This window comes from Streptomyces exfoliatus (genome assembly GCF_000725545.1).
GTDB classification, from domain to species: Bacteria; Actinomycetota; Actinomycetes; order Streptomycetales; family Streptomycetaceae; genus Streptomyces; species Streptomyces exfoliatus.
This window is the reverse complement of the sequence record NZ_JNZP01000002.1, coordinates 289,494-308,234: the sequence shown is the minus strand read 5'-3', so window position 1 is coordinate 308,234 and position 18,741 is coordinate 289,494. Positions and strand designations below refer to the sequence as shown.

Below are 18,741 nucleotides of genomic sequence, written 5' to 3'. Positions count from 1 at the left end.
ACGGGAGCGGCGCGACGCGTGGCCGATGGGTACGGCACTGCGGGTCCGCGATGATGCCATCAGAGAGCGGTGCGGTCTCCGTCAGGGTGAGGTGTTCGGGCTGAGTCCGGAGTGCATCGACTGTGAGCGCGGCACGCTTCACGTTCGGCGCCAAGTGCAGGCGCTTCACGGAAGGCTGTACTTCGCCCTGCCGAAGGGGAGGAAGGTCCGCACGGTGGATCTGCCCCCTCGGTAGCCGAGGGGCTGAAACGTCACATCGAAGCGTTCCCGCCGGTAGAGGTGGAGCCGCCGTGGGGGAAGCCGGAGGGGAGAGGAAGAAGTTCTCGCTGTTGCTCACCACGCGATTCGGCAACGCCCTCGCGGTGAACACATGGACACCTCCACCTGGGAAGCCGGCCTTGGCCAAGGCCGGCGTCATCCCGCCACGTGCCGAGGGGTCGAAAGCCCGGCAGTGGGCGGCGGCCCCGAAGGACGGTTTCCACGTGCTTCGGCACACCTACGCCTCGATCATGTCGGAAGCCGGAGAGGCTGTCGTGACCCTGGTTCGGTGGCTCGGACACTCCTCTCCGGCGATCACTCTCGGTTACTATGCTCACTTCATGCCGGAGGCTGGCAGCAAGGGGCGCGGCACCATCGACGGTCTGCTGGGGGAGCGCGGGGGATCGGCTGCCGGCCGACTCTCCCCGGATTCTCCCCAGCGCCGTCGACCGGTGATTCCCGCCCTCTACGCCCCGAAGGGGACCTCCGTTGATTGTAAGGCTGAAGAGATGGGTGGCCTGGGAAAGTGCTAAAAGAGGTTGTAGCGACCCGCTATGTCACGCCTCTGCGTGAGGGCGGCTCGCTCCCCGGGATCGTCGAGGCCGACGATCTCGGCACGTACGTCATGAAATTCACCGGCGCCGGCCAGGGCCGCAAGACCCTGGTCGCCGAGGTCATCTGCGGACAGCTCGCCCGCAGGCTCGGGCTGCGGGTGCCGGAACTCGTCTCCATCCAGCTCGACCCGGTCATCGGGCTCTCGGAACCCGACCAGGAGGTGCAGGAGCTGCTGAAGGCGAGCGGCGGGCTCAACCTGGGCATGGACTTCCTGCCGGGTTCCCTCGGCTTCGACCCATTGGCGTACGAGGTGGATCCGGCCGAGGCCGGGAAGGTCGTCTGGTTCGACGCGGTGATCAACAACGTCGACCGGTCCTGGCGCAACCCGAACATGCTGGTCTGGCACGGCGACCTGTGGCTCATCGACCACGGCGCCACCATGATCTGGCACCACAACTGGCCCGGCGCGCAGGCCTCCGCGGCCAAGCCGTACGACGCCTCCGACCACGCGCTCGCCCCCTTCGCGCCGGACGTCGCCGCCGCGGCCGCCGAGTTGGCGCCGCTCGTCACCCGTGAACTGCTCGACGAGGTCGCCGCCGACGTCCCCGACGAGTGGCTCGTCGACGAGCCCGGCTTCGACAGTACGGACGAGGTGCGCGCCGCGTACGTGGAGGCGCTCCTGCCGCGCGCCGCCACCATCCACGAGCGGATCACGCTCGGCCCGCGCAGCGAGAACCGGCCGCAGCAGCCGCCCGGCTGGCTGGCCGAACGTCTCGCACCCAGGCCGCACTCCACCGAGAAGGACAGCACCCCGTGACCGACCGCGATGTCTTCGAGTACGCGCTGCTGCGCGTGGTGCCGCGGGTCGAGCGCGGCGAGTGCTTCAACGCCGGGGTGGTCGTCTACTGCCGTGCCCGGTCCTTCGTGGCCGCCCGTACCCATCTGGACGAGGCGAAGCTGGCGGCGCTCGACCCGGCGGCGGACCTCGCCGGTGTCCGGGCGGCGCTGCGCGCGGTCGAGGGGGTCTGCCTCGGGGGTGACGCGGCGGGTCAGGCCGCGCGGGACGACGCCGGGCGGCGCTTCCGCTGGCTGATCGCGCCGCGCTCGACGGTCGTCCAGCCGGGGCCCGTGCACACGGGCCTCACGGCGGACCCCGAGGCCGAGGTGGGGCGGCTGCTCGACCTGCTCGTGCGCTGAGCGCGGCCAGCCGTGGACAGGGAGTGACCCGGCGCACCCGGTGGGCCGTTGACACCGGGTGCCAGGGCTTCTAGCGTCTCGTCTGCGGACGATACTAAGCGGTCGCTCATGTGCGGGACGCAGGAGCGCGCGACCGGTTCGGCCGCGACCATGGACGATCCAAGGGCGAGGAGAACCAAGCATGTCCACCACCGAGCAGCGCGTAGCCGTCGTCACGGGTGCCGCACGGGGCATCGGGGCCGCCACCGCGCTCCGCCTGGCGGCCGAGGGCCGCGCCGTCGCCGTACTCGACCTCGACGAGGCTGCCTGCAAGGACACCGTCGAGAAGATCACCGCCGCGGGCGGCACGGCCCTCGCGGTCGGCTGCGACGTCTCGGACAGCGCCCAGGTGGAGGCCGCCGTGGCGCGCGTCGCCGCCGAGCTCGGCCCGCCGACGATCCTCGTCAACAACGCGGGCGTGCTCCGCGACAACCTGCTCTTCAAGATGTCCGAGTCGGACTGGGACCTCGTCATGAACGTGCACCTCAAGGGTGCCTTCCTGATGGCGAAGGCCTGTCAGAAGCACATGGTGGACGCGGGCTTCGGCCGGATCGTCTCCCTCTCCTCCTCCTCGGCCCTCGGCAACCGCGGCCAGGCCAACTACGCGGCCGTGAAGGCCGGTCTGCAGGGCTTCACCAAGACCCTCGCCAAGGAGCTCGGCAAGTTCGGCATCACCGCGAACGCCGTCGCCCCCGGCTTCATCGTCACCGAGATGACCGCCCAGACCGCCGAGCGCGTCGGCATGGGCTTCGAGGACTTCCAGGCCGCCGCCGCGTCCATGATCCCGGTGCAGCGGGTCGGCCGCCCGGAGGACGTCGCCAACGCGATCGCGTTCTTCGCGGGTGACGACGCCGGCTTCGTCTCCGGCCAGGTCATGTACGTGGCCGGCGGCCCGCTCAACTGACGTCCGCAGCGAGAGGAGCGAGGCACACATGACCGCACAGGAACGGCCGGAGCTGTCCGGCAAGGTCGCCCTCGTCACCGGCGCGAGCCGGGGCATCGGGTACGGCGTCGCCGAGGCGCTCGTCGCCCGCGGCGACCGGGTCGTCATCACCGGACGCGGTGAGGAGGCCCTCAAGGAGGCCGTCGAGCGGCTCGGGGCCGACCGGGCCATCGGCGTCGCGGGCAAGGCCCACGACGAGGTCCACCAGGCCGCCGCCGTCGAGGCGGCGATGGACGGCTTCGGCCGGCTGGACTTTTTGATCAACAACGCAGGTACGAATCCTGTGTTCGGGCCGATCGCCGATCTTGACCTCGGGGTGGCCCGCAAGGTCTTCGAGACGAACGTGGTTTCCGCCCTCGGCTTCGCCCAGCGGAGCTGGCACGCCTGGCAGAAGGATCACGGCGGCGCGATCGTGAATATCGCGTCGGTCGCCGGAGTCTCCGCCTCGCCGTTTATCGGCGCGTACGGAATGAGCAAGGCGGCGATGATCAACCTGACCCTTCAGCTGGCGCATGAATTCGCGCCGCTCGTGCGGGTCAACGCCATCGCCCCTGCCGTCGTGAAGACGAAATTCGCGCAGGCGCTGTACGAGGGCCGGGAGGCGGAGGCGGCCGCCGCCTACCCGCTCGGCGTGCTCGGCGAGCCGGAGGACATCGGAGGAGCGGCAGCCTTCCTGACCTCGTCACAGTCCGAGTGGATCACTGGTCAGACGCTCGTCGTCGACGGCGGGATTTTTCTGAACGCCGGAGTCGGGTGACCGATATCCGGACACTTTCCGTAATCGGTGTCCGGATTGCGCCCGATTGTATGTCGAATGCCTCAAGTGCCCCGTCAGGCTCGAAGATTGACCTGACGGGGTGCTGCGGTATCGTCGGCCGACCCCTGGCTGAACGAGGAGCGTGCACGTGTTCAACCGGACCAGTCTGCAGGCGGCTGCAGCCCTTGTGTCCATATCCCTGGTATCCGGATGCAGTGTCTTCTCCGACAGTGAATCCCCCGGGGATCAGAGAATTGTCGTCGGTACGACGAGTTCTCCCACCACGCTTGATCCGGCCGCGGCCTGGGACAACTCCTGGGAGCTCTTCCGGAATGTATTCCAGACCCTGGTGAGTTTTCCGACGGGCAGCACGACGCCGAATTCCGATGCGGCCGACTGCAAGTTCACGGACACGTCCAGCCGGGTCTTCGAGTGCAAGCTCGTGGAGGGCCTCACGTTCTCCAACGGGCACAAGCTCGACGCGAAGGCCGTGCAGTACTCGATCGAGCGCATCCGCACGATCAACCACAAGGGCGGCCCCAACGGGATGCTCGGCTCGCTCGACAAGATCGAGACCGTCGGCGACCGGACCGTCGTCTTCCGGCTCAACAAGTCGGACGCCACCTTCCCGTTCGTCCTCGCCACCCCGGCGATGTCCCTCGTGGACCCGGCCGAGTACCCGGCCGACCAGCTTCGCAAGGACGGCAAGCTCGTCGGCTCGGGACCGTACGTCCTCGACTCGTACACCGAGCGCCAGACGGCGGAGCTGACCAAGAACCCCACCTACAAGGGCTTCGCCGACCGCAAGAACGGCGGCGTGACCATCCGGTACTTCGACCGGTCGGACGCGATGGTCGAGGCGCTCAAGAAGCACGAGATCGACGCCACCTACCGCGGCCTCACCGCCGAGGAGGTCGTCGCCTTCCAGGAGGACAAGCCCGAGAACCAGGGCCTCCAGCTCGTCGAGTCCACCGGCGCCGACATCCGCTACCTGGTCTTCAACACCCAGGACGCCTCGGTCGCCAAGCTCCCCGTCCGCAAGGCCATCGCCCAGCTCGTCGACCGCGACGAACTGGTCAACAGGGTCTACCAGGGCACCGCCGAGCCCCTGTACTCGATGGTTCCCAAGGGCATCGGGGCCCACACCACCAAGTTCTTCGACCGCTTCGGCACGCCGAGCGCCGCCAAGGCCAAGAAGATCCTCCGCGACGCCGGCATCACCGAGCCCGTCGGGCTGACCTTCTGGTACACGACGGACCGGTACGGCTCCTCCACGGCCGCCGAGTTCAACGAGCTCAAGCGGCAGCTGGAGAAGTCCGGCCTCTTCGAGGTCTCCGTCCAGGGCAAGCCCTGGAAGGAGTTCCAGGCGGGCTACCAGAAGGGCGAGTACCCGGTCTTCGGGCGCGGCTGGTTCCCCGACTTCCCGGACCCGGACAACTTCGTCGCGCCCTTCGTCGGTGAGGAGAACGTCCTCGGCACGCCCTACGTGAGCCCGAGGATCACCGGCGAGCTGCTCCCGAAGTCCCGCCGCGAGAGCGACCGCGCGACCGTCACGGCGGAGTTCGAGGAGGCCCAGGAGATCATGGTCCAGGACGTCCGGCTGCTCCCGCTGTGGCAGGGCAAGCTGTACATCGCGGCCCGTGAGGACATCGGCGGCGGCGAGGTCGCCCTCGACCCGCAGACGGTCATGCAGCTGTGGGAGCTGCACCGCCGGGCCAGCTGGTAGCAGAGCGCCGGAGGCCTGCGGGGGGCCACTGTCAGTGGCCCCCGGTAGGTTCGGGGACGTAGACAGGAACGTCCACCGGAGGTTGTAGACCGTGACCGACACCAGCATGCTGCCCGAGTCCTGGCGGGGTGTCCTCGGCGAGGAGCTGCGCAAGCCGTACTTCGCCCAGCTCACCGAGTTCGTCGAGGAGGAGCGCGCCAGGGGACCGGTCTTCCCGCCGAAGGACGAGGTCTTCGCCGCCCTCGACGCCACCCCGTACGACAAGGTGAAGGTCCTGATCCTCGGTCAGGACCCGTACCACGGCGAGGGGCAGGGCCACGGCCTCTGCTTCTCCGTCCGGCCCGGGGTGAAGACCCCGCCCTCCCTGCGGAACATCTACAAGGAGATGCAGGCCGAGCTCGGCCACCCGGTCCCGGACAACGGTTATCTGATGCCGTGGGCCGAGCAGGGCGTCCTCCTGCTCAACGCGGTCCTGACGGTCCGCTCCGGCGAGGCGAACTCGCACAAGGGCAAGGGCTGGGAGAAGTTCACGGACGCGGTGATCACCGCGGTCGCCTCGCGGCCCGACCCCGCCGTTTTCGTCCTCTGGGGCAACTACGCCCAGAAGAAGCTGCCGCTCATCGACGAGGAGAGGCACGTCGTGGTGAAGGGCGCCCACCCCTCGCCCCTCTCGGCGAAGAAGTTCTTCGGATCGCGGCCCTTCACCCAGATCGACGCGGCCGTCGCGGCCCAGGGACACGAGCCGATCGACTGGCGCATCCCCGACCTCGGCTGAGCCTCGGCCCGATCCGGGCCGGGTGCGGCTAGCGTCGGCTCTCCCAGTGGGTGAGCGGGTGGAGGTCGCGGTGACCGAGCAGCAGCAGGTGTCGGACGACGGGGTCATGACGAGGATCGGGCAGGCCATGATGCTGCTCCACGGCGGTGACCGCGAGGAGGCCCGCAATCGCTTCGGGGTGCTGTGGCAGCAGATCGGTCCCGACGGGGACCCCCTGCACCGCTGCACCCTGGCGCACTACATGGCGGACGCCCAGGACGACCCCGACACCGAGCTGGCCTGGGACCTCCGCGCGCTGAACGCGGCGGAGGGTCTCGCAGACGAGCGCCTCGCCGAGCACGGCTCCGCGGTGGCCCTCCGCGCGCTGTACCCCTCGCTCCACCTCAACCTGGCCGCGGACTACGTCAAGCTCCAGCAGCCCGACGCCGCGCGGGTCCATCTGGACCGGGCCCGCGCGGCGTCGGACCACCTCGACGACGACGGCTACGGGAACGGGGTGCGGGCCGCGATCGAGCGCCTGGAGGTACGGCTCCGCGCGGAGTGACCGACGCGGAGGGACGGAACCGGGGCGACGTGGGCGGCCGTGACCCGCGCCGGTCAGCGGCCCGACGCGCCGCGACAGATCCTGGACGGCTCGCTGCCGGGGGCCCAGCCGCCGTACCGCTCGCCCAGCTCGCACACGTCCGCCCGGGACACCGGAACCTTCGTCGGCACCCCGGTCGGTCTCGGCAGCTCCGGCATCTCGGGGAGCTCCCGCCGGGGCGCCGGGCGCGGTCGTTCACGCTGTTGCGGTACGGCCTCGGGGCGTCGTGTCTCCGGGCGGGGCGGGGTCACCGCCCGGCGGCGTACCTCGGACGACGGGGTGGTGCGGGGCTCGGCGGACGGCGGGGGAGCCGGCAGGGCCGCTTCGAGGGCCTCGCGGGCCGGGCCCTCGACGATCTGCGGGGCCACGTCCTGGCCGGGGCGTACGGTCTCCGCGACGGGCGCGGGCGCGGGGGCGGGCGCCGTCGGCGGGGTGTCCACCGAGACGCAGCCCGCGAGGGCGGCCACGGCCGCCCCGACCAGGATCTTCGCTGTGGTTCGGGTTCCATGCACCCGCGCAACTCTGCTGGTCCGGCGACGATCTTCGCGCCCCTACCCGTGGGGAATGCCCCGCACGGGTGAGCCGCTGCGGCGCCTGCCTTGACCCGGCTGAGTGCCCGGGACGCGCTCAGTCCCCGGTCGCGCCGTCGACGCGCTCCCGGAGGAGGTCCGCGTGGCCGTTGTGGCGGGCGTACTCCTCGATCATGTGGAGGTAGATCCAGCGGAGGTTGAAGGTCCGTCCGCTGCGGTGCTCGCCCACGCCGAGGTCGTCCAGTCCGCGCGTGGCGGCCAGGGTGCGGGCACGGGCGATCTCCGCCTGCCAGGTGGCGTGGGCCTCGTCGTAGGTGTCCTCGTCCGTGACGTGGATGTCCCCGTCGCGGTCCTCGTCGGTGCTGTAGATCCAGCCGACGTCCTCACCGGCGAGGACGCGGCGGAACCAGCCGCGCTCGACCTCGGCCATGTGCCGGACGAGACCCATCAGGTTGAGGTCGGACGGAGGGGCGGAGAGGGTGCGCAGCTGGGCGTCGTCCAGCCCCTCGCACTTCCTCGCGAGGGTCGCGCGGTGGAAGTCGAGCCACTGCTCCAGCGCCTCCCGCTCGCCCGAGGTGGTGGACGGGTCGACGCGGAGAGCGGCTTCAGTACGTTCGGTCGTCATGCGCGGCATCGTCCCCCATGATCATCGAGTGCGCCAGCGCTTTCACTCCCCGGGGGGAGGGTCGGCGAGCATGCCCCGCATCAACTCCTCGACTCCCGTGCGCAGTTCCGCGCGGCCGGGCACGGAGGCGTGGAAGGAACCGACGGCGCAGGAGAACAGCAGCCCCTCGCACCAGGCGACGAGGGAGAGCGCGTGACGCTCGGGCTCCGGTGAGCCGGCCGCCGCCATCGCCGCGATCAGCGGGCCGCGGAACACGGAGCCCGCGGCGTCGAAGAACGAGCGGAGCTCGGGGCGGCGGGTGGCCTCCAGGGCCAGTTCGTAGCGGGAGACGAGCAGCGCGCGGTGGTGGGTGAGGTAGCGGTGCACGGCGAGGGCGAGCATGTCGACGAGCTCGTCAGGGACGGCACCCGAGCCGCCGTCCCTGAGCGCGTGGGTGTCGACGGTCGAACCGCTTTCCCCGCCCGCGCCCGGCAGCTCGGCCGGGGTCAGGACCCGCGCCTCCAGCTCGACCTGCCGCCGCACGGCCGTCTCCAGGAGCGCCTGGCGTGTGCGCGCGTGGTTGGACGTCGATCCCTGCGGCAGCCCGGCCCGTTCGTCCACGGCGCGGTGCGTCAGGCCCCGCATGCCGCGCTCGACGAGAAGGTCGAGCGCCGCGTCCCCGATCCGCTCGGCGCGGGAGGCGCGGGCCTCCGGATCCGGGGCGGTGGCGGAGGCGGTGACGGGGTTCGATGCGGTCATGGGGACAACCTACTACCCGGCCGACTACACCTGTAGTACGGTGGCGGAACGGGAGGCACTACATCTGTAGTACCCGATCCGAGGAGCAGTCATGGAACAGCACCGGGCCATCGTCGTCGGAGGCGGAATCGGCGGACTCACCGCCGCCGTCGCCCTCCACCGCAACGGCTGGCAGGTCACCGTCCTGGAGCGGGCCGCGGACCTCGCCCCCGTCGGAGCGGGCATCGGCCTCGCCCCCAACGCCCAGCGCGCCCTCGACGTCCTCGGCCTCGGCGACCGCGTCCGCGAACTCGCCGCCTGGCAGGGCGACGGCGGCATGCGCGCACCCGACGGCCGCTGGCTCGCCCGCACGAACGCCGGTGCGGCCGCCGCCCGCTTCGGCGGGCCGCTCGTCCTCCTCCACCGGGCCACCCTCGTGGAGATCCTCACCTCCGCCCTCCCGGACGGAGCCGTCCGCACCGGCACGGCCGCCTCCCTCGCCGACCCCGGCGACGACCACCGCCCCGCCCGCCTCACCACCCCGCACGGCGAGACCGAGGCCGAACTCGTCGTGGCCGCCGACGGCATCCGCTCCGCGACGAGGCACGCGCTCTTCCCCGCGCACCCCGGCCTCCGGTACGCGGGCTGCACCACCTGGCGGGTCGTGATCCCCGCACCCGCGACGCCCTTCGCGCCCCACGAGACCTGGGGAGCCGGACGGCTCTGGGGCACCCAGCCCCTCAAGGACGGCCGGATCTACGCGTACGCCATGGCCACCGCTCCCGCCGGCGGCCGGGCGCCCGACGACGAGAAGGCCGAACTCCTGCGCCTCTTCGGCGGCTGGCACCACCCCGTCCCCGAGATCCTCGCCGCCGTCGACCCCGCCCAGGTCATGCGCCACGACGTCCACCACCTGTACGACCCGCTGCCCGCGTTCCACCAGGGCCGGGTCGCCCTCCTCGGCGACGCCGCGCACGCGATGATGCCGAGCCTCGGCCAGGGCGGGAACCAGGCCATCGAGGACGCCGTCGTCCTCGCCCACCACGCCCGCTCCGCGCCCGGCTTCCTCCCGGGCCGCGACCTGGCCGCGTACACCGCGGACCGCCTGCCGCGCACCACCGCCATCGTCCGCAAGGCCGCCCGTACCGGAGCGCTCACGATGCTCTCCGCCCGTCCCGCCGTCGCCCTGCGCTCCACGCTCGTCGGCGCCGTCTCCCGCTTCGGGCCCGGCCTCGTCCTGCGCGGCTTCGACGGCATCACCGACTGGCACCCCCCGGTGGCCCCGGCCCCGCCCGCGTAAGCTGACCCGCGCGAACGGCCCGGACGACCAGGGCGCGCGGACACGACAAGGGAGACCCCGTGAAGGTTGGCTGCATCGGACTCGGCGACATCGCGCAGAAGGCGTACCTCCCCGTCCTCGCCACCCTCCCCGGGGTCGAACTCCACCTCCAGACCCGCACCGCCGCCACCCTCGACCGGGTCGCCGACACCCTCCACCTGCCGGCCGCGCAGCGCCACCGCGACCTCGACTCGCTCCTCGCCGCCGGGCTCGACGCGGCCTTCGTCCACGCACCGACCTCCGTCCACGCCGAGATCGTCGGCCGTCTCCTCGAAGCGGGCGTCCCCACGTACGTCGACAAGCCCCTCGCGTACGAGTACGCCGACTCCGAGCGGCTCGTGGAACTCGCCGAGAAGCGTGCCGTCAGCCTCGCCGTCGGCTTCAACCGGCGGCTCGCGCCCTCCTACGCCCAGTGCGTCGAGCACCCGCGCGACCTGATCGTCCTGCAGAAGAACCGCGTGGGCCTGCCCGAGGACCCCCGCACGCTCGTCCTCGACGACTTCATCCACGTCGTGGACACCCTGCGGTTCCTGCTCCCCGGCGAGGTCGACCACGTCGACGTGAGGGCCAGGATCCGCGACGGCCTCATGCACCACGTCGTGCTCCAGCTCTCCGGCGACGGCTTCACCGCCATCGGCATGATGAACCGGATGAACGGTTCCACCGAGGAGATCCTCGAGGTGTCGGGGCAGGACACCAAGCGCCAGGTCCTCAACCTCTCCGACGTCGTCGACCACAAGGGCCAGCCGACCCTGCGCCGCCGCGGCGACTGGGTGCCGGTGGCCCGTCAGCGCGGGATCGAGCAGGCCGTGCTCGTCTTCCTCGACGCCGTACGCGACGGGCGGCTGCTCAGCGCCCGCGACGCCCTGCTCACCCACGAACTGTGCGAGCGCGTGGTCCGCGAGGCGCTGGCCCAGGCCTCCTGAGGGCTCCCGCGCCCTCGGCGGCGCACACCAGGCCCACCACGGCGAGCGCCGCGTACAGCGGCCAGTCGCCCCAGCGGACATAGGCCGTCGTCGTCGCGGAGAGCGGCAGCTCGCGGACGGCGACGGCGCTCGCGTCCGTGCCGAGGACGGGCCCGATCCGTCGCCCGTCGGGGCCGTACGCCGCACTGACCCCGGTGAGCGTCGCGTGCACGACAGGCCGGCCCGTCTCCGCCGCCCGCAGCGCGGCGAGGGACGCGTGCTGGGCCGGCGCCCAGCTCTCCTGGAAGGTGCTCGTCGCCGACTGCACCACCAGGAGCCCGGCACCGTCCCTGACGAGGCGCCGGCTCATGTCGGGGAAGGCGGACTCGAAGCAGATCAGCGGCCCGACCCGCGGCTCCCGGCCACCGTCCTGGCCGCTGTCGGGCAGCGTCATCACGACCGGCGCCGTACCCCGCCGCCGGTCCTCCTGGGCCGCCTTGCCGACGGACGTCACCCAGCCGAGCAGGTCGCGCGCGGGGATGTACTCGCCGAACGGCACGAGCCGCATCTTGTCGTAGCGGTCACCCGTGAGCCCGGCCGGACCGACGAGGACGGCGCTCTTGTAGATGCCGGGGCGGTCGGTCCGGCGCGCGTCCACGTTCACCAGGAGCGGCGCGTCGACCGCTCGGGCCAGAGCGGTGAGCCGGGCCGCGAGTTCGGGTCGGCCCGCAGGGTCGACGCCCACGCCGCTCTCGCCCCAGACCACCAGGTCGAGGTGCTGCCCGGCGAGCGAGCGGGTCAGCCGCTCGGCCGTGTCGAAGCGCCGCTGGGGCCCGTCGGGCCCACCGAACACCCCCGGCTGGACGAGCGCCACCCGCACGGTCCCGCGCTCGTCCGGTGCCCCGACGCCCCAGGCCGCCGTGCCCGCCACGAGGGCGCAGGCCGCGATCCCGGCGACACCGACGGTACGCAGTCCCGGCCCCGCCACCAGCAGGACGACGGCCGTGTTCGCCGCGACCACGAGCAGGGTCACCAGCCAGACCCCGCCGACCGAGGCGAGCCGCAGCGCCGCCGGAACCTCCCACTGGCTCGCCCCGAGCAGCCCCCACGGGCCGCCGAGCCCCTCCCAGGAGCGGACCGACTCGATGAGGAGCCAGCCGGAGGGGACGGCGAGGAGCGCCGCGCCGGCTCGGGCCGCTGACGGCGGCGCACCGCCGAGCAGCGACCGTACGAGCCACCCCCAGGGCAGCCACAGCAGGCCGAGCAGCGCGGCCACCGGCAGGAGGAACACATGCAGGCTGGGCAGCAGCCAGTGATGCACGGCGAGCACGAAACCGATGCCGCCCAGCCAGCCGTCCAGAGCGGCGCGGCGCGCCCCCGGAGCCGTACGGAGCAGGAGCAGCCAGGGGACGAGCGCCAGATACGCCCACCACCACAGGCCGGGTGCGGGGAAGGACAGCGCGGGCAGTGCCCCGCAGCAGACGGCGAGCAGCGAACGGACGGCACCGCGCCGCCGCGGCGCACCCCGGTCCTGGCCGGGGCCCCCGGCCTCGGCCCGGGGCCGCTCCCGTCTCGCGAACGCCCTCCGCATGGCATGCCTCCCGCCCTCGCCTTCAGTGTCGGGCGTGTCGGCTCCCGGCGCGGCCCGGCGGGCCGTCCGGGCCGGGGACCGTACGCCTTCTCACCGGTGCCGCCGCCACCGCTCGTCGACGACGACCGACCGCAGCCGCCAGCCCTCGGCGGTCCGTACGGCCGCGAACGCGTACCGGCCCCCGCAGACGAAGTCCTCGCCGGAGGCGAACCGCATCGGGTTGACGTAGTCGGCGCGTACGTCCGCCGTGTCGCCCGGTTCCGGATACCCCTCCCGCTCCCGGAAGAGGACCCGCCGGTTCACGATGAGGTGCTGGCGTACGGGGAAGAGCGTCATCGTCTCGGCGAGCCAGTCGGCCACTTCGGCCGCCGGGCCCTCGACGCCGCCCGCGCCCCGGTAGTCGGCCCGGCCCTCCGGCGCGAACAGGGCCAGGTAGGCGGCCCAGTCGGCGTCGTCCACGGCCGCCGCGTACCCGGTGATCAGGTCGTCGACGGCGAGTCGGTCCATCACGGTCGCGAGGTCCACGCGCTGCGTCATCGGATCAGTGTCGGGGCAGGCCAGGTCATGGGCCAAGGGGTGTGCGCGGGCGGAGTTCGGGGGCGCACCCGGGGAGTCGGCCGAGAGGCGTGCGCACGGAGAGTTCCGGCGAGGCGGTCATACTGTCCGGCATGCGCGTGAACATCGATCCCGAACTGAGCGACCGCACCTCCTTCTACCGGTTGCTCACCGCCACCGTCGTGCCCCGGCCGATCGCCTGGGTCTCCACGTCGTCGGCCGACGGGACGGACAACCTCGCCCCGCACTCCTTCTTCACCATCGCCTCGGTCTCGCCCCCGGTCGTGCAGTTCACGTCCGTCGGACGCAAGGACTCGCTGCGGAACGTCGAGGAGACGGGCGAGTTCGTGGTCAACCTCGCCCCCGAGGGCCTCTTCGAGCAGATCAACGCCACGGCGACCGACTTCCCGCGCGGGGTGAGCGAGTTCGAGGCCTGCGGCGTCGAGCGCGAGCCGAGCCTGCGGGTGAAGCCGCCGAGGGTGGCGCAGTCGCCGGTGGCGCTCGAGTGCGAGCTGCACAGCACGCTGCGGATCGGCGACTCGACGGTCGTCTTCGGCCGCGTCGTGCACGCCGCCGTCGACGAGTCCGTCATGGTCGAGGGCCACCCCGAGATGGCGCTGATGCGACCGCTGACCCGGCTCGGCAAGAACGAGTGGGGCACCCTGGGCGGCATCAAGGAGATCGCCCGCGTGCCCTACCAGGGCTGACCCGCACGACGAAGGGCGGGCCGGAGGTTCCGGCCCGCCCTTCGTCATGCGTCGTGCGCGGGCGTCAGTGCCCGGACTCGCCCGCGTGGGGGCTCAGTACGTCCGTGCCGACCAGGATGAACAGCAGGATGCCGAGCAGGATGCGGTAGATCACGAACGGCATGAACGACTTCGTGGTGATGAACTTCATGAACCAGGCGATCACCGCGTAGCCGACGATGAAGGCGATGATCGTGGCGAAGATCGTCGGACCCCAGGAGACGTGTCCCTCGCCCGCGTCCTTCAGCTCGTACGCGCCAGAGGCGAGCACGGCCGGGATGGCGAGGAGGAAGGAGTAGCGCGCGGCCGCCTCGCGGGTGTAGCCCATGAGCAGACCGCCGGAGATCGTCGCGCCCGAGCGGGAGACGCCCGGGATGAGGGCCATCGCCTGGCAGACGCCGAAGATCAGGCCGTCCTTCACGCCGAGGTCCTTGAGCGTCTTGCGGACGCGGACCGACCGGTGACGGCCGCCGATCTCGTCGCGGGCGGCCAGCCGGTCCGCGATGCCGAGGACGATGCCCATCACGATCAGGGTCGTGGCGATCAGCCGCAGGTCGCGGAACGGGCCCTCGATCTGGTCCTTGAGCGTGATGCCGAGGACACCGATCGGGATCGAGCCGACGATCACCAGCCAGCCCATCTGGGCGTCGTGGTCGGAGCGCATCGACTTGTCGGTGAGGGAACGGAACCACGCCGAGACGATCCGGGCGATGTCCTTGCGGAAGTAGATCAGGACCGCGGTCTCCGTGCCGATCTGGGTGATCGCGGTGAAGGCCGCACCCGGGTCTTCCCAGCCGGCGAACGCCGCCGTGAGACGGAGATGCGCGCTGGAGGAGATGGGAAGGAACTCCGTCAGCCCCTGGACGAGTCCGAGGATGAACGATTCAAACCAACTCATGGGGCTAGGGCCGTCCCGTATGTACGTGTGCGGTCAGAAGATCGTGCGCAGCGTACCGTCCCAAGATGACGGGCCCGTGCTCAGGCCTCCCACGGGACCTGCCCTAGGGGGTGCCCACCGGCTCCGGCTCCGGGGTGCTGTCCGGTGTGTTCTCCACGGCGGGAGCGGGGGCCCGCAGGCCGTGTCGTTTGCGCCAGGCCACCACCGCCGCGGCCAGGCCCGACAGGACGATGAACCCGGCCGAGAAGAGGAAGGCCGGCGAACCCGGCGAACCGGCCTGGGCGCCCGCCACGACGTACGCCGCCGTGTTGGGCACCGAGCCGAGCGCCGTCGCCAGGAGGAACGGCGCGTACCCCATCCGGGAGACCGCGGCGCAGTAGTTGGCCGCGGCGAACGGCACCCCGGGGAACAGCCGGATCGCCAGCATCGAACGGAACCCGTGCCGGCTCAGCTGCCCGTCCGCCGCCGTCAGCCAGCGCCCCCGCAGCAGCGGCCGCAGCGCGTCCTGCCCCAGGAACCGGCCGAGGGTGAAGGCGATCCCGGCTCCCAGGACCGTCCCCGCCACCGCCGCCGTCAGACCGGCGGCGGAACCGAACAGCGCGCCCGCCGCCAGATTGAGCACCGGCCGCGGTACGAACGCCGCCGTGCACACCCCGTACGCGAGACCGAAGAGCAGTACCGCCCCGGCGCCGCCCGTCTGCGGCGGCCAGCCGGACGAGAGCAGCCGCTGCGGCTCGTAGAGGAGTACGAGGGCCGCCGCCGTGGCCAGCAGGAGCGCGAGGAGCGAGAGCCGCGCGCGGGGCGCGAGCAGGGCCCGGGAGCAGCGGAAGGCGAGGGAGCCCGGCGGCCGGGGCGCGGGAGCGAGCATTCGGGGAGAGTAACGGACGCGTCCGTATGATCGCCGTAATGTGCGTCATGTCCGCCGGGGCCGGATCCAGGAGCCCCCCGCATCGGGAGGGCTCCTTGAACGACGTCGTACGGCCGGCCGGTGGCCCCGTTCAGGGCTCCCTCCCCGCCGGCGCCCTCGCCGACACCGTCCTCGACCGGCTCACCACGATCTACCCGGCCGCGGGGAACCCCTTCCGCGCCCAGGAGATGGTCGCGTACATGAAGGGCGTCGCCCCCTTCCTCGGCGTGCGCGCCCCGGAGCGCCGCGCCCTCTCCCGTACCGTCCTCGACGGCACGCCGCGCCCCACCGAGGCCGACTGCGTCGCCATCGCCCTGCGCTGCTTCGACCTGCCCGAGCGCGAGTACCACTACTTCGCCGTCGACTACCTCCGCCGCCATGTGAGGCGCTGCTCCTCCGGCTTCCTGCCCGTCGCCCGTCGGCTCGTCACCACCGTCCCGTGGTGGGACACCGTCGACCACCTCGCCGCCCATGTCGTCGGCGCCCTCGTCGCGGCCGATCCCTCCCTCGGCGACGAGATGGACCGGTGGATCGAGGACGAGGACCTGTGGGTGGCCCGCACCGCGCTCCTCCACCAGCTCCGCTTCAAGGAGGCCACGGACGCCGACCGGCTCTTCGCCCACTGCCTGCGCCGCGCTCCCGACACCGACTTCTTCCTCCGCAAGGCCATCGGCTGGGCCCTGCGCGAGTACGCCAGGACAGCTCCCGCCGAGGTACGGGCCTTCGTCGCCGCGAACTCCGGCCGCCTCTCGCCGCTCTCCGTCCGTGAGGCCCTCAAGCACCTCTGAGTCCGCTCCATGGCCCCGCCCCGGCACAATGAGCACGTGAACGAGCACATTCCCGTCCTCCGCGAGGTCGACCAGGGCACCGCGCGCCTCATGCCCGACGTGGACCGGGAGCGGGCCTGGCTCCTGACGGTCGACGGCGCGCCCCAGTCGTACGTCGACCTCGACGACCCGGCGTACCTGGAGTTCGAGTACGCGCGCCGGCTCGCCCACGTCGTCGACGGCGCGGCCGACGACGGCGAACCGCTGGACGTCCTGCACCTGGGCGGCGGCGCGCTCTCCCTGCCCCGGTACGTCGCCGTCACCCGGCCCGACTCGCGCCAGGACGTGGTCGAGGCGGACCGCGGGCTGCTCGCCCTGGTCACGGAGCACCTGCCGCTGCCCGACGACTCGGGGATCACCGTGCACGCCGCGGACGCCCGGCGGTGGCTGGAGGCGGCGCCCGACGCCTCGGCCGATCTCGTCGTCGGCGACGTCTTCGGCGGCTCGCGCGTGCCCGCCCACCTCACCTCCGTGGAGTACGCGCGCGAGGTCCGGCGCGTTCTGCGGCCCGACGGGATCTACGCCGCCAACCTGGCCGACGGGGCACCCTTCACCTTCCTCCGCTCCCAGCTCGCCACCCTCGCGACCGTCTTCCCCGAACTGGCGCTGATCGCCGAACCGCCCGTACTGCGCGGCCGCCGCTTCGGGAACGCCGTCCTGGTCGCCTCCGGCCGTGAGATCGACACCGCCCACCTCGCGCGACGGGCCGCGGCGGACGCCTTCCCCGCGCGCGTGGAGCACGGGGAGGCGCTCGACCGGTTCACCGGGAACGCGGAACCGGTCCTCGACGCCGGGGCCGTCCCCTCACCCGTTCCGCCGGACGGCGCCTTCGGCATCGGCTGAGGCCGGGCCGGCCGCGGTCGCCGGCGCCGGTACGGGCGCCGGGTCAGCGCCGCCCGCGATCTCCTTCGTGTGCGCACGCCGGGTCAGATTCCGTACGTCCGGCACCAGCAGGACGAGGGCGGTGACGAGCACCATGAGCGCCGCCGCGCCCCACAGCGCCTCGCTCCGGCCGAACGCGCTCTCCGTGGGGCCCGCGAGCGCCGTCGTCAGCGGCAGCAGGGCCGTCGAGCCGAACCAGTCGTAGGCCGAGACCCGGGACAGCTTCTCCTCCGGGATCTCCTGGTGCATGGCCGTCATCCAGGAGACGCCGAAGACCTCGATGGCCACGCCGCTCACGAACATCGCGGCCGTGAGCCCCACGGCGTCGAGGGGGACGGCGAGCGCGGCCGACGGCAGCGCGATCGGGAACACGAACAGGGTGCCGACGAACAGCATCCGGCGCGGTTTCCACCGGGTCATCAGGACGGCGCCCGCGAGCGTTCCCACGCCGTACGCGGCGAGCGCGATGCCCCAGGGGCGCGCGCCTCCCAGCTCGGCGCGGGCGACCAGCGGTCCGTACACCGACTCGACCGCGCCGATCAGGCCCACCACAACGGAGAACTGGGCGACGATCGACCACAGCCAGGGCCGGCCGACGAATTCGTGCCAGCCCTCCCGCAGATCGGCGAACAGGCCGCCGCCGGGGCCGCGTTCGGGGATACCGCTGACGTCGAGGAAGGCGCGCATCCCTCCCGCGACGGCGAAGGCGACCGCGTCGATCAGGAGCACCCAGCCCGGCCCGACGAAGGCCACCAGAGCGCCGCCGAGGGCGGCGCCGCCGATGGTCGCGCCGTGCATGGCCATCCGGTAGACGGCGAAGGCGCGGCTCGCCTGCTCGCCGCTGACGCTGGCCATCAGCATGCCCTCGGCCGCCGGGTTGAAGAAGGCCTGGCCGGTGCCGCAGAGCGCGGTGAGCACCATCATCTGCCAGATGCGGGGCTCTCCGGCGAGGACGAGGGCGGCGAACACGGCCTGCGAGACGCAGTTGAGCGTGTTGGCGGCGACCATCACCCGGTGCCGGGGCACCCGGTCGGCCAGGGCGCCGCCGATCAGCAGGAAGAGCACGAGCGGCAGGAAGCGCGCCATGGCCACGAGCCCGACGTCGCCCGCGTCGCCCCCGGCCTCGAACACGGCCCAGGTCGTGGCGATCAGGGCGCCGTGCGTGCCGAGGTTGGTCACGACCGTGGCGGCGGTGAGGAGGACGTAGTTGCGTCCGGCCCAGTCGGGGCGGCGGGAACCGAGCGGGGTGCGGAGGGCGGCGGCGGGTCTGGTCACCCCGGGACTATCCCTGTCGGCCCGCCCGGATGCCAAACCGATATCCGGACGGTCTGATCACGCGGCCGGAAGAGGCGGTGGCGGAGGGGGCGGGCCGAGACCGGCCCGTCC

The 18,741-nt window shown here is 72.3% G+C and carries 21 protein-coding genes; 13 read left to right on the top strand and 8 right to left on the bottom strand.

What is annotated here, in order from left to right; all coding sequences use genetic code 11:
- Positions 1 to 290: 290 nt before the first annotated feature.
- From IO20_RS41195 to IO20_RS0104545, 8 genes are all read left to right on the top strand, one after another.
- On the top strand, positions 291 to 791 hold the full coding sequence (locus IO20_RS41195) for a site-specific integrase (RefSeq protein ID WP_245684859.1): 501 nt from the start codon (positions 291 to 293) through the stop codon (positions 789 to 791).
- On the top strand, positions 785 to 1,630 hold the full coding sequence (locus tag IO20_RS0104575) for a HipA family kinase (protein WP_030545860.1): 846 nt from the start codon (positions 785 to 787) through the stop codon (positions 1,628 to 1,630). Before IO20_RS41195 ends, IO20_RS0104575 begins: the two co-directional genes overlap by 7 nt.
- Positions 1,627 to 2,010 carry a DUF3037 domain-containing protein gene (locus IO20_RS0104570; RefSeq protein ID WP_030545862.1) on the top strand — a complete coding sequence of 128 codons (384 nt, stop codon included), beginning with the start codon at positions 1,627 to 1,629 and terminating at the stop codon, positions 2,008 to 2,010. The genes IO20_RS0104575 and IO20_RS0104570 overlap by 4 nt, the downstream gene beginning before the upstream one ends.
- Positions 2,011 to 2,191: 181 nt before the next feature.
- The gene (gene fabG / locus IO20_RS0104565; protein WP_030545864.1) at positions 2,192 to 2,953 is read left to right on the top strand and encodes a 3-oxoacyl-ACP reductase FabG; all 762 of its coding nucleotides are present in this window, start codon (positions 2,192 to 2,194) and stop codon (positions 2,951 to 2,953) included.
- A 28-nt stretch (positions 2,954 to 2,981) separates the two neighbouring features.
- Positions 2,982 to 3,749, top strand: a complete 768-nt coding sequence (locus tag IO20_RS0104560) for an SDR family oxidoreductase (protein ID WP_030545866.1) — start codon at positions 2,982 to 2,984, stop codon at positions 3,747 to 3,749.
- A 148-nt stretch (positions 3,750 to 3,897) separates the two neighbouring features.
- Entirely contained in the window at positions 3,898 to 5,475 is a 1,578-nt protein-coding gene (locus tag IO20_RS0104555) for an ABC transporter substrate-binding protein (RefSeq protein ID WP_030545868.1), read from the top strand.
- Positions 5,476 to 5,566: 91 nt separating this feature from the next.
- On the top strand, positions 5,567 to 6,250 hold the full coding sequence (ung, locus tag IO20_RS0104550) for a uracil-DNA glycosylase (RefSeq protein ID WP_030545869.1): 684 nt from the start codon (positions 5,567 to 5,569) through the stop codon (positions 6,248 to 6,250).
- 70 nt (positions 6,251 to 6,320) lie between these two features.
- A complete protein-coding gene (locus IO20_RS0104545) occupies positions 6,321 to 6,794 on the top strand; it encodes a hypothetical protein (protein ID WP_030545870.1) in 474 nt (157 codons plus the stop codon).
- A gap of 53 nt (positions 6,795 to 6,847) precedes the next feature.
- Here the strand turns inward: IO20_RS0104545 and IO20_RS0104540 are convergent, their stop codons facing one another.
- The 3 genes from IO20_RS0104540 to IO20_RS0104530 form a co-directional block, all read right to left on the bottom strand.
- Positions 6,848 to 7,345 (bottom strand): hypothetical protein, encoded by a 498-nt coding sequence (locus IO20_RS0104540; RefSeq protein ID WP_030545871.1) that lies wholly within the window; start codon positions 7,343 to 7,345, stop codon positions 6,848 to 6,850.
- 115 nt (positions 7,346 to 7,460) lie between these two features.
- Positions 7,461 to 7,988 (bottom strand): DinB family protein, encoded by a 528-nt coding sequence (locus IO20_RS0104535; protein ID WP_030545872.1) that lies wholly within the window; start codon positions 7,986 to 7,988, stop codon positions 7,461 to 7,463.
- Between the two features lie 42 nt (positions 7,989 to 8,030).
- A complete protein-coding gene (locus IO20_RS0104530; RefSeq protein WP_030545873.1) occupies positions 8,031 to 8,726 on the bottom strand; it encodes a TetR/AcrR family transcriptional regulator in 696 nt (231 codons plus the stop codon).
- A gap of 91 nt (positions 8,727 to 8,817) precedes the next feature.
- Between IO20_RS0104530 and IO20_RS0104525 the strand changes: the two genes are divergently transcribed.
- Both IO20_RS0104525 and IO20_RS0104520 read left to right on the top strand, forming a co-directional pair.
- A complete protein-coding gene (locus IO20_RS0104525) occupies positions 8,818 to 10,005 on the top strand; it encodes an FAD-dependent monooxygenase (RefSeq protein WP_030545875.1) in 1,188 nt (395 codons plus the stop codon).
- A gap of 59 nt (positions 10,006 to 10,064) precedes the next feature.
- Entirely contained in the window at positions 10,065 to 10,970 is a 906-nt protein-coding gene (locus IO20_RS0104520) for a Gfo/Idh/MocA family protein (protein ID WP_030545876.1), read from the top strand.
- On the opposite strand, the gene lnt is transcribed toward IO20_RS0104520, so the two are convergent.
- Together lnt and IO20_RS0104510 are read right to left on the bottom strand one after the other, a co-directional pair.
- On the bottom strand, positions 10,915 to 12,540 hold the full coding sequence (gene lnt, locus IO20_RS0104515; RefSeq protein ID WP_030545879.1) for an apolipoprotein N-acyltransferase: 1,626 nt from the start codon (positions 12,538 to 12,540) through the stop codon (positions 10,915 to 10,917). The genes IO20_RS0104520 and lnt overlap by 56 nt on opposite strands.
- Before the next feature lie 90 nt (positions 12,541 to 12,630).
- Entirely contained in the window at positions 12,631 to 13,077 is a 447-nt protein-coding gene (locus tag IO20_RS0104510) for a nuclear transport factor 2 family protein (RefSeq protein WP_030545881.1), read from the bottom strand.
- Positions 13,078 to 13,208: 131 nt separating this feature from the next.
- Between IO20_RS0104510 and IO20_RS0104505 the strand changes: the two genes are divergently transcribed.
- Positions 13,209 to 13,802 (top strand): flavin reductase family protein, encoded by a 594-nt coding sequence (locus tag IO20_RS0104505; RefSeq protein ID WP_030545883.1) that lies wholly within the window; start codon positions 13,209 to 13,211, stop codon positions 13,800 to 13,802.
- 64 nt (positions 13,803 to 13,866) lie between these two features.
- Here the strand turns inward: IO20_RS0104505 and IO20_RS0104500 are convergent, their stop codons facing one another.
- Positions 13,867 to 14,739 (bottom strand): undecaprenyl-diphosphate phosphatase, encoded by an 873-nt coding sequence (locus tag IO20_RS0104500; protein ID WP_030545884.1) that lies wholly within the window; start codon positions 14,737 to 14,739, stop codon positions 13,867 to 13,869.
- A 103-nt stretch (positions 14,740 to 14,842) separates the two neighbouring features.
- Positions 14,843 to 15,607: a TVP38/TMEM64 family protein gene (locus IO20_RS0104495; protein WP_030545886.1), complete on the bottom strand. Its 765-nt coding sequence runs from the start codon at positions 15,605 to 15,607 to the stop codon at positions 14,843 to 14,845.
- 95 nt (positions 15,608 to 15,702) lie between these two features.
- Between IO20_RS0104495 and IO20_RS0104490 the strand changes: the two genes are divergently transcribed.
- Positions 15,703 to 16,434, top strand: a complete 732-nt coding sequence (locus tag IO20_RS0104490) for a DNA alkylation repair protein (protein WP_051874241.1) — start codon at positions 15,703 to 15,705, stop codon at positions 16,432 to 16,434.
- A 36-nt stretch (positions 16,435 to 16,470) separates the two neighbouring features.
- Positions 16,471 to 17,316, top strand: a complete 846-nt coding sequence (locus IO20_RS0104485; protein WP_030545890.1) for a spermidine synthase — start codon at positions 16,471 to 16,473, stop codon at positions 17,314 to 17,316.
- Here the strand turns inward: IO20_RS0104485 and IO20_RS0104480 are convergent.
- Positions 17,278 to 18,630 (bottom strand): MFS transporter, encoded by a 1,353-nt coding sequence (locus tag IO20_RS0104480; protein ID WP_030545891.1) that lies wholly within the window; start codon positions 18,628 to 18,630, stop codon positions 17,278 to 17,280. The two genes, IO20_RS0104485 and IO20_RS0104480, sit on opposite strands and share 39 nt — an antisense overlap.
- Positions 18,631 to 18,741: the final 111 nt, after the last annotated feature.

Excerpts from the sequence above, each read along its gene's own strand:
- fabG (WP_030545864.1), top strand. The coding sequence starts at position 2,192 with ATGTCCACCACCGAGCAGCGCGTAGCCGTCGTCACGGGTGCCGCACGG.
- IO20_RS0104560 (WP_030545866.1), top strand. The coding sequence starts at position 2,982 with ATGACCGCACAGGAACGGCCGGAGCTGTCCGGCAAGGTCGCCCTCGTC.
- IO20_RS0104535 (WP_030545872.1), bottom strand. The coding sequence starts at position 7,988 with ATGACGACCGAACGTACTGAAGCCGCTCTCCGCGTCGACCCGTCCACC.
- IO20_RS0104530 (WP_030545873.1), bottom strand. The coding sequence starts at position 8,726 with ATGACCGCATCGAACCCCGTCACCGCCTCCGCCACCGCCCCGGATCCG.
- IO20_RS0104525 (WP_030545875.1), top strand. The coding sequence starts at position 8,818 with ATGGAACAGCACCGGGCCATCGTCGTCGGAGGCGGAATCGGCGGACTC.
- lnt (WP_030545879.1), bottom strand. The coding sequence starts at position 12,540 with ATGCGGAGGGCGTTCGCGAGACGGGAGCGGCCCCGGGCCGAGGCCGGG.
- IO20_RS0104510 (WP_030545881.1), bottom strand. The coding sequence starts at position 13,077 with ATGACGCAGCGCGTGGACCTCGCGACCGTGATGGACCGACTCGCCGTC.
- IO20_RS0104505 (WP_030545883.1), top strand. The coding sequence starts at position 13,209 with ATGCGCGTGAACATCGATCCCGAACTGAGCGACCGCACCTCCTTCTAC.
- IO20_RS0104500 (WP_030545884.1), bottom strand. The coding sequence starts at position 14,739 with ATGAGTTGGTTTGAATCGTTCATCCTCGGACTCGTCCAGGGGCTGACG.
- IO20_RS0104495 (WP_030545886.1), bottom strand. The coding sequence starts at position 15,607 with ATGCTCGCTCCCGCGCCCCGGCCGCCGGGCTCCCTCGCCTTCCGCTGC.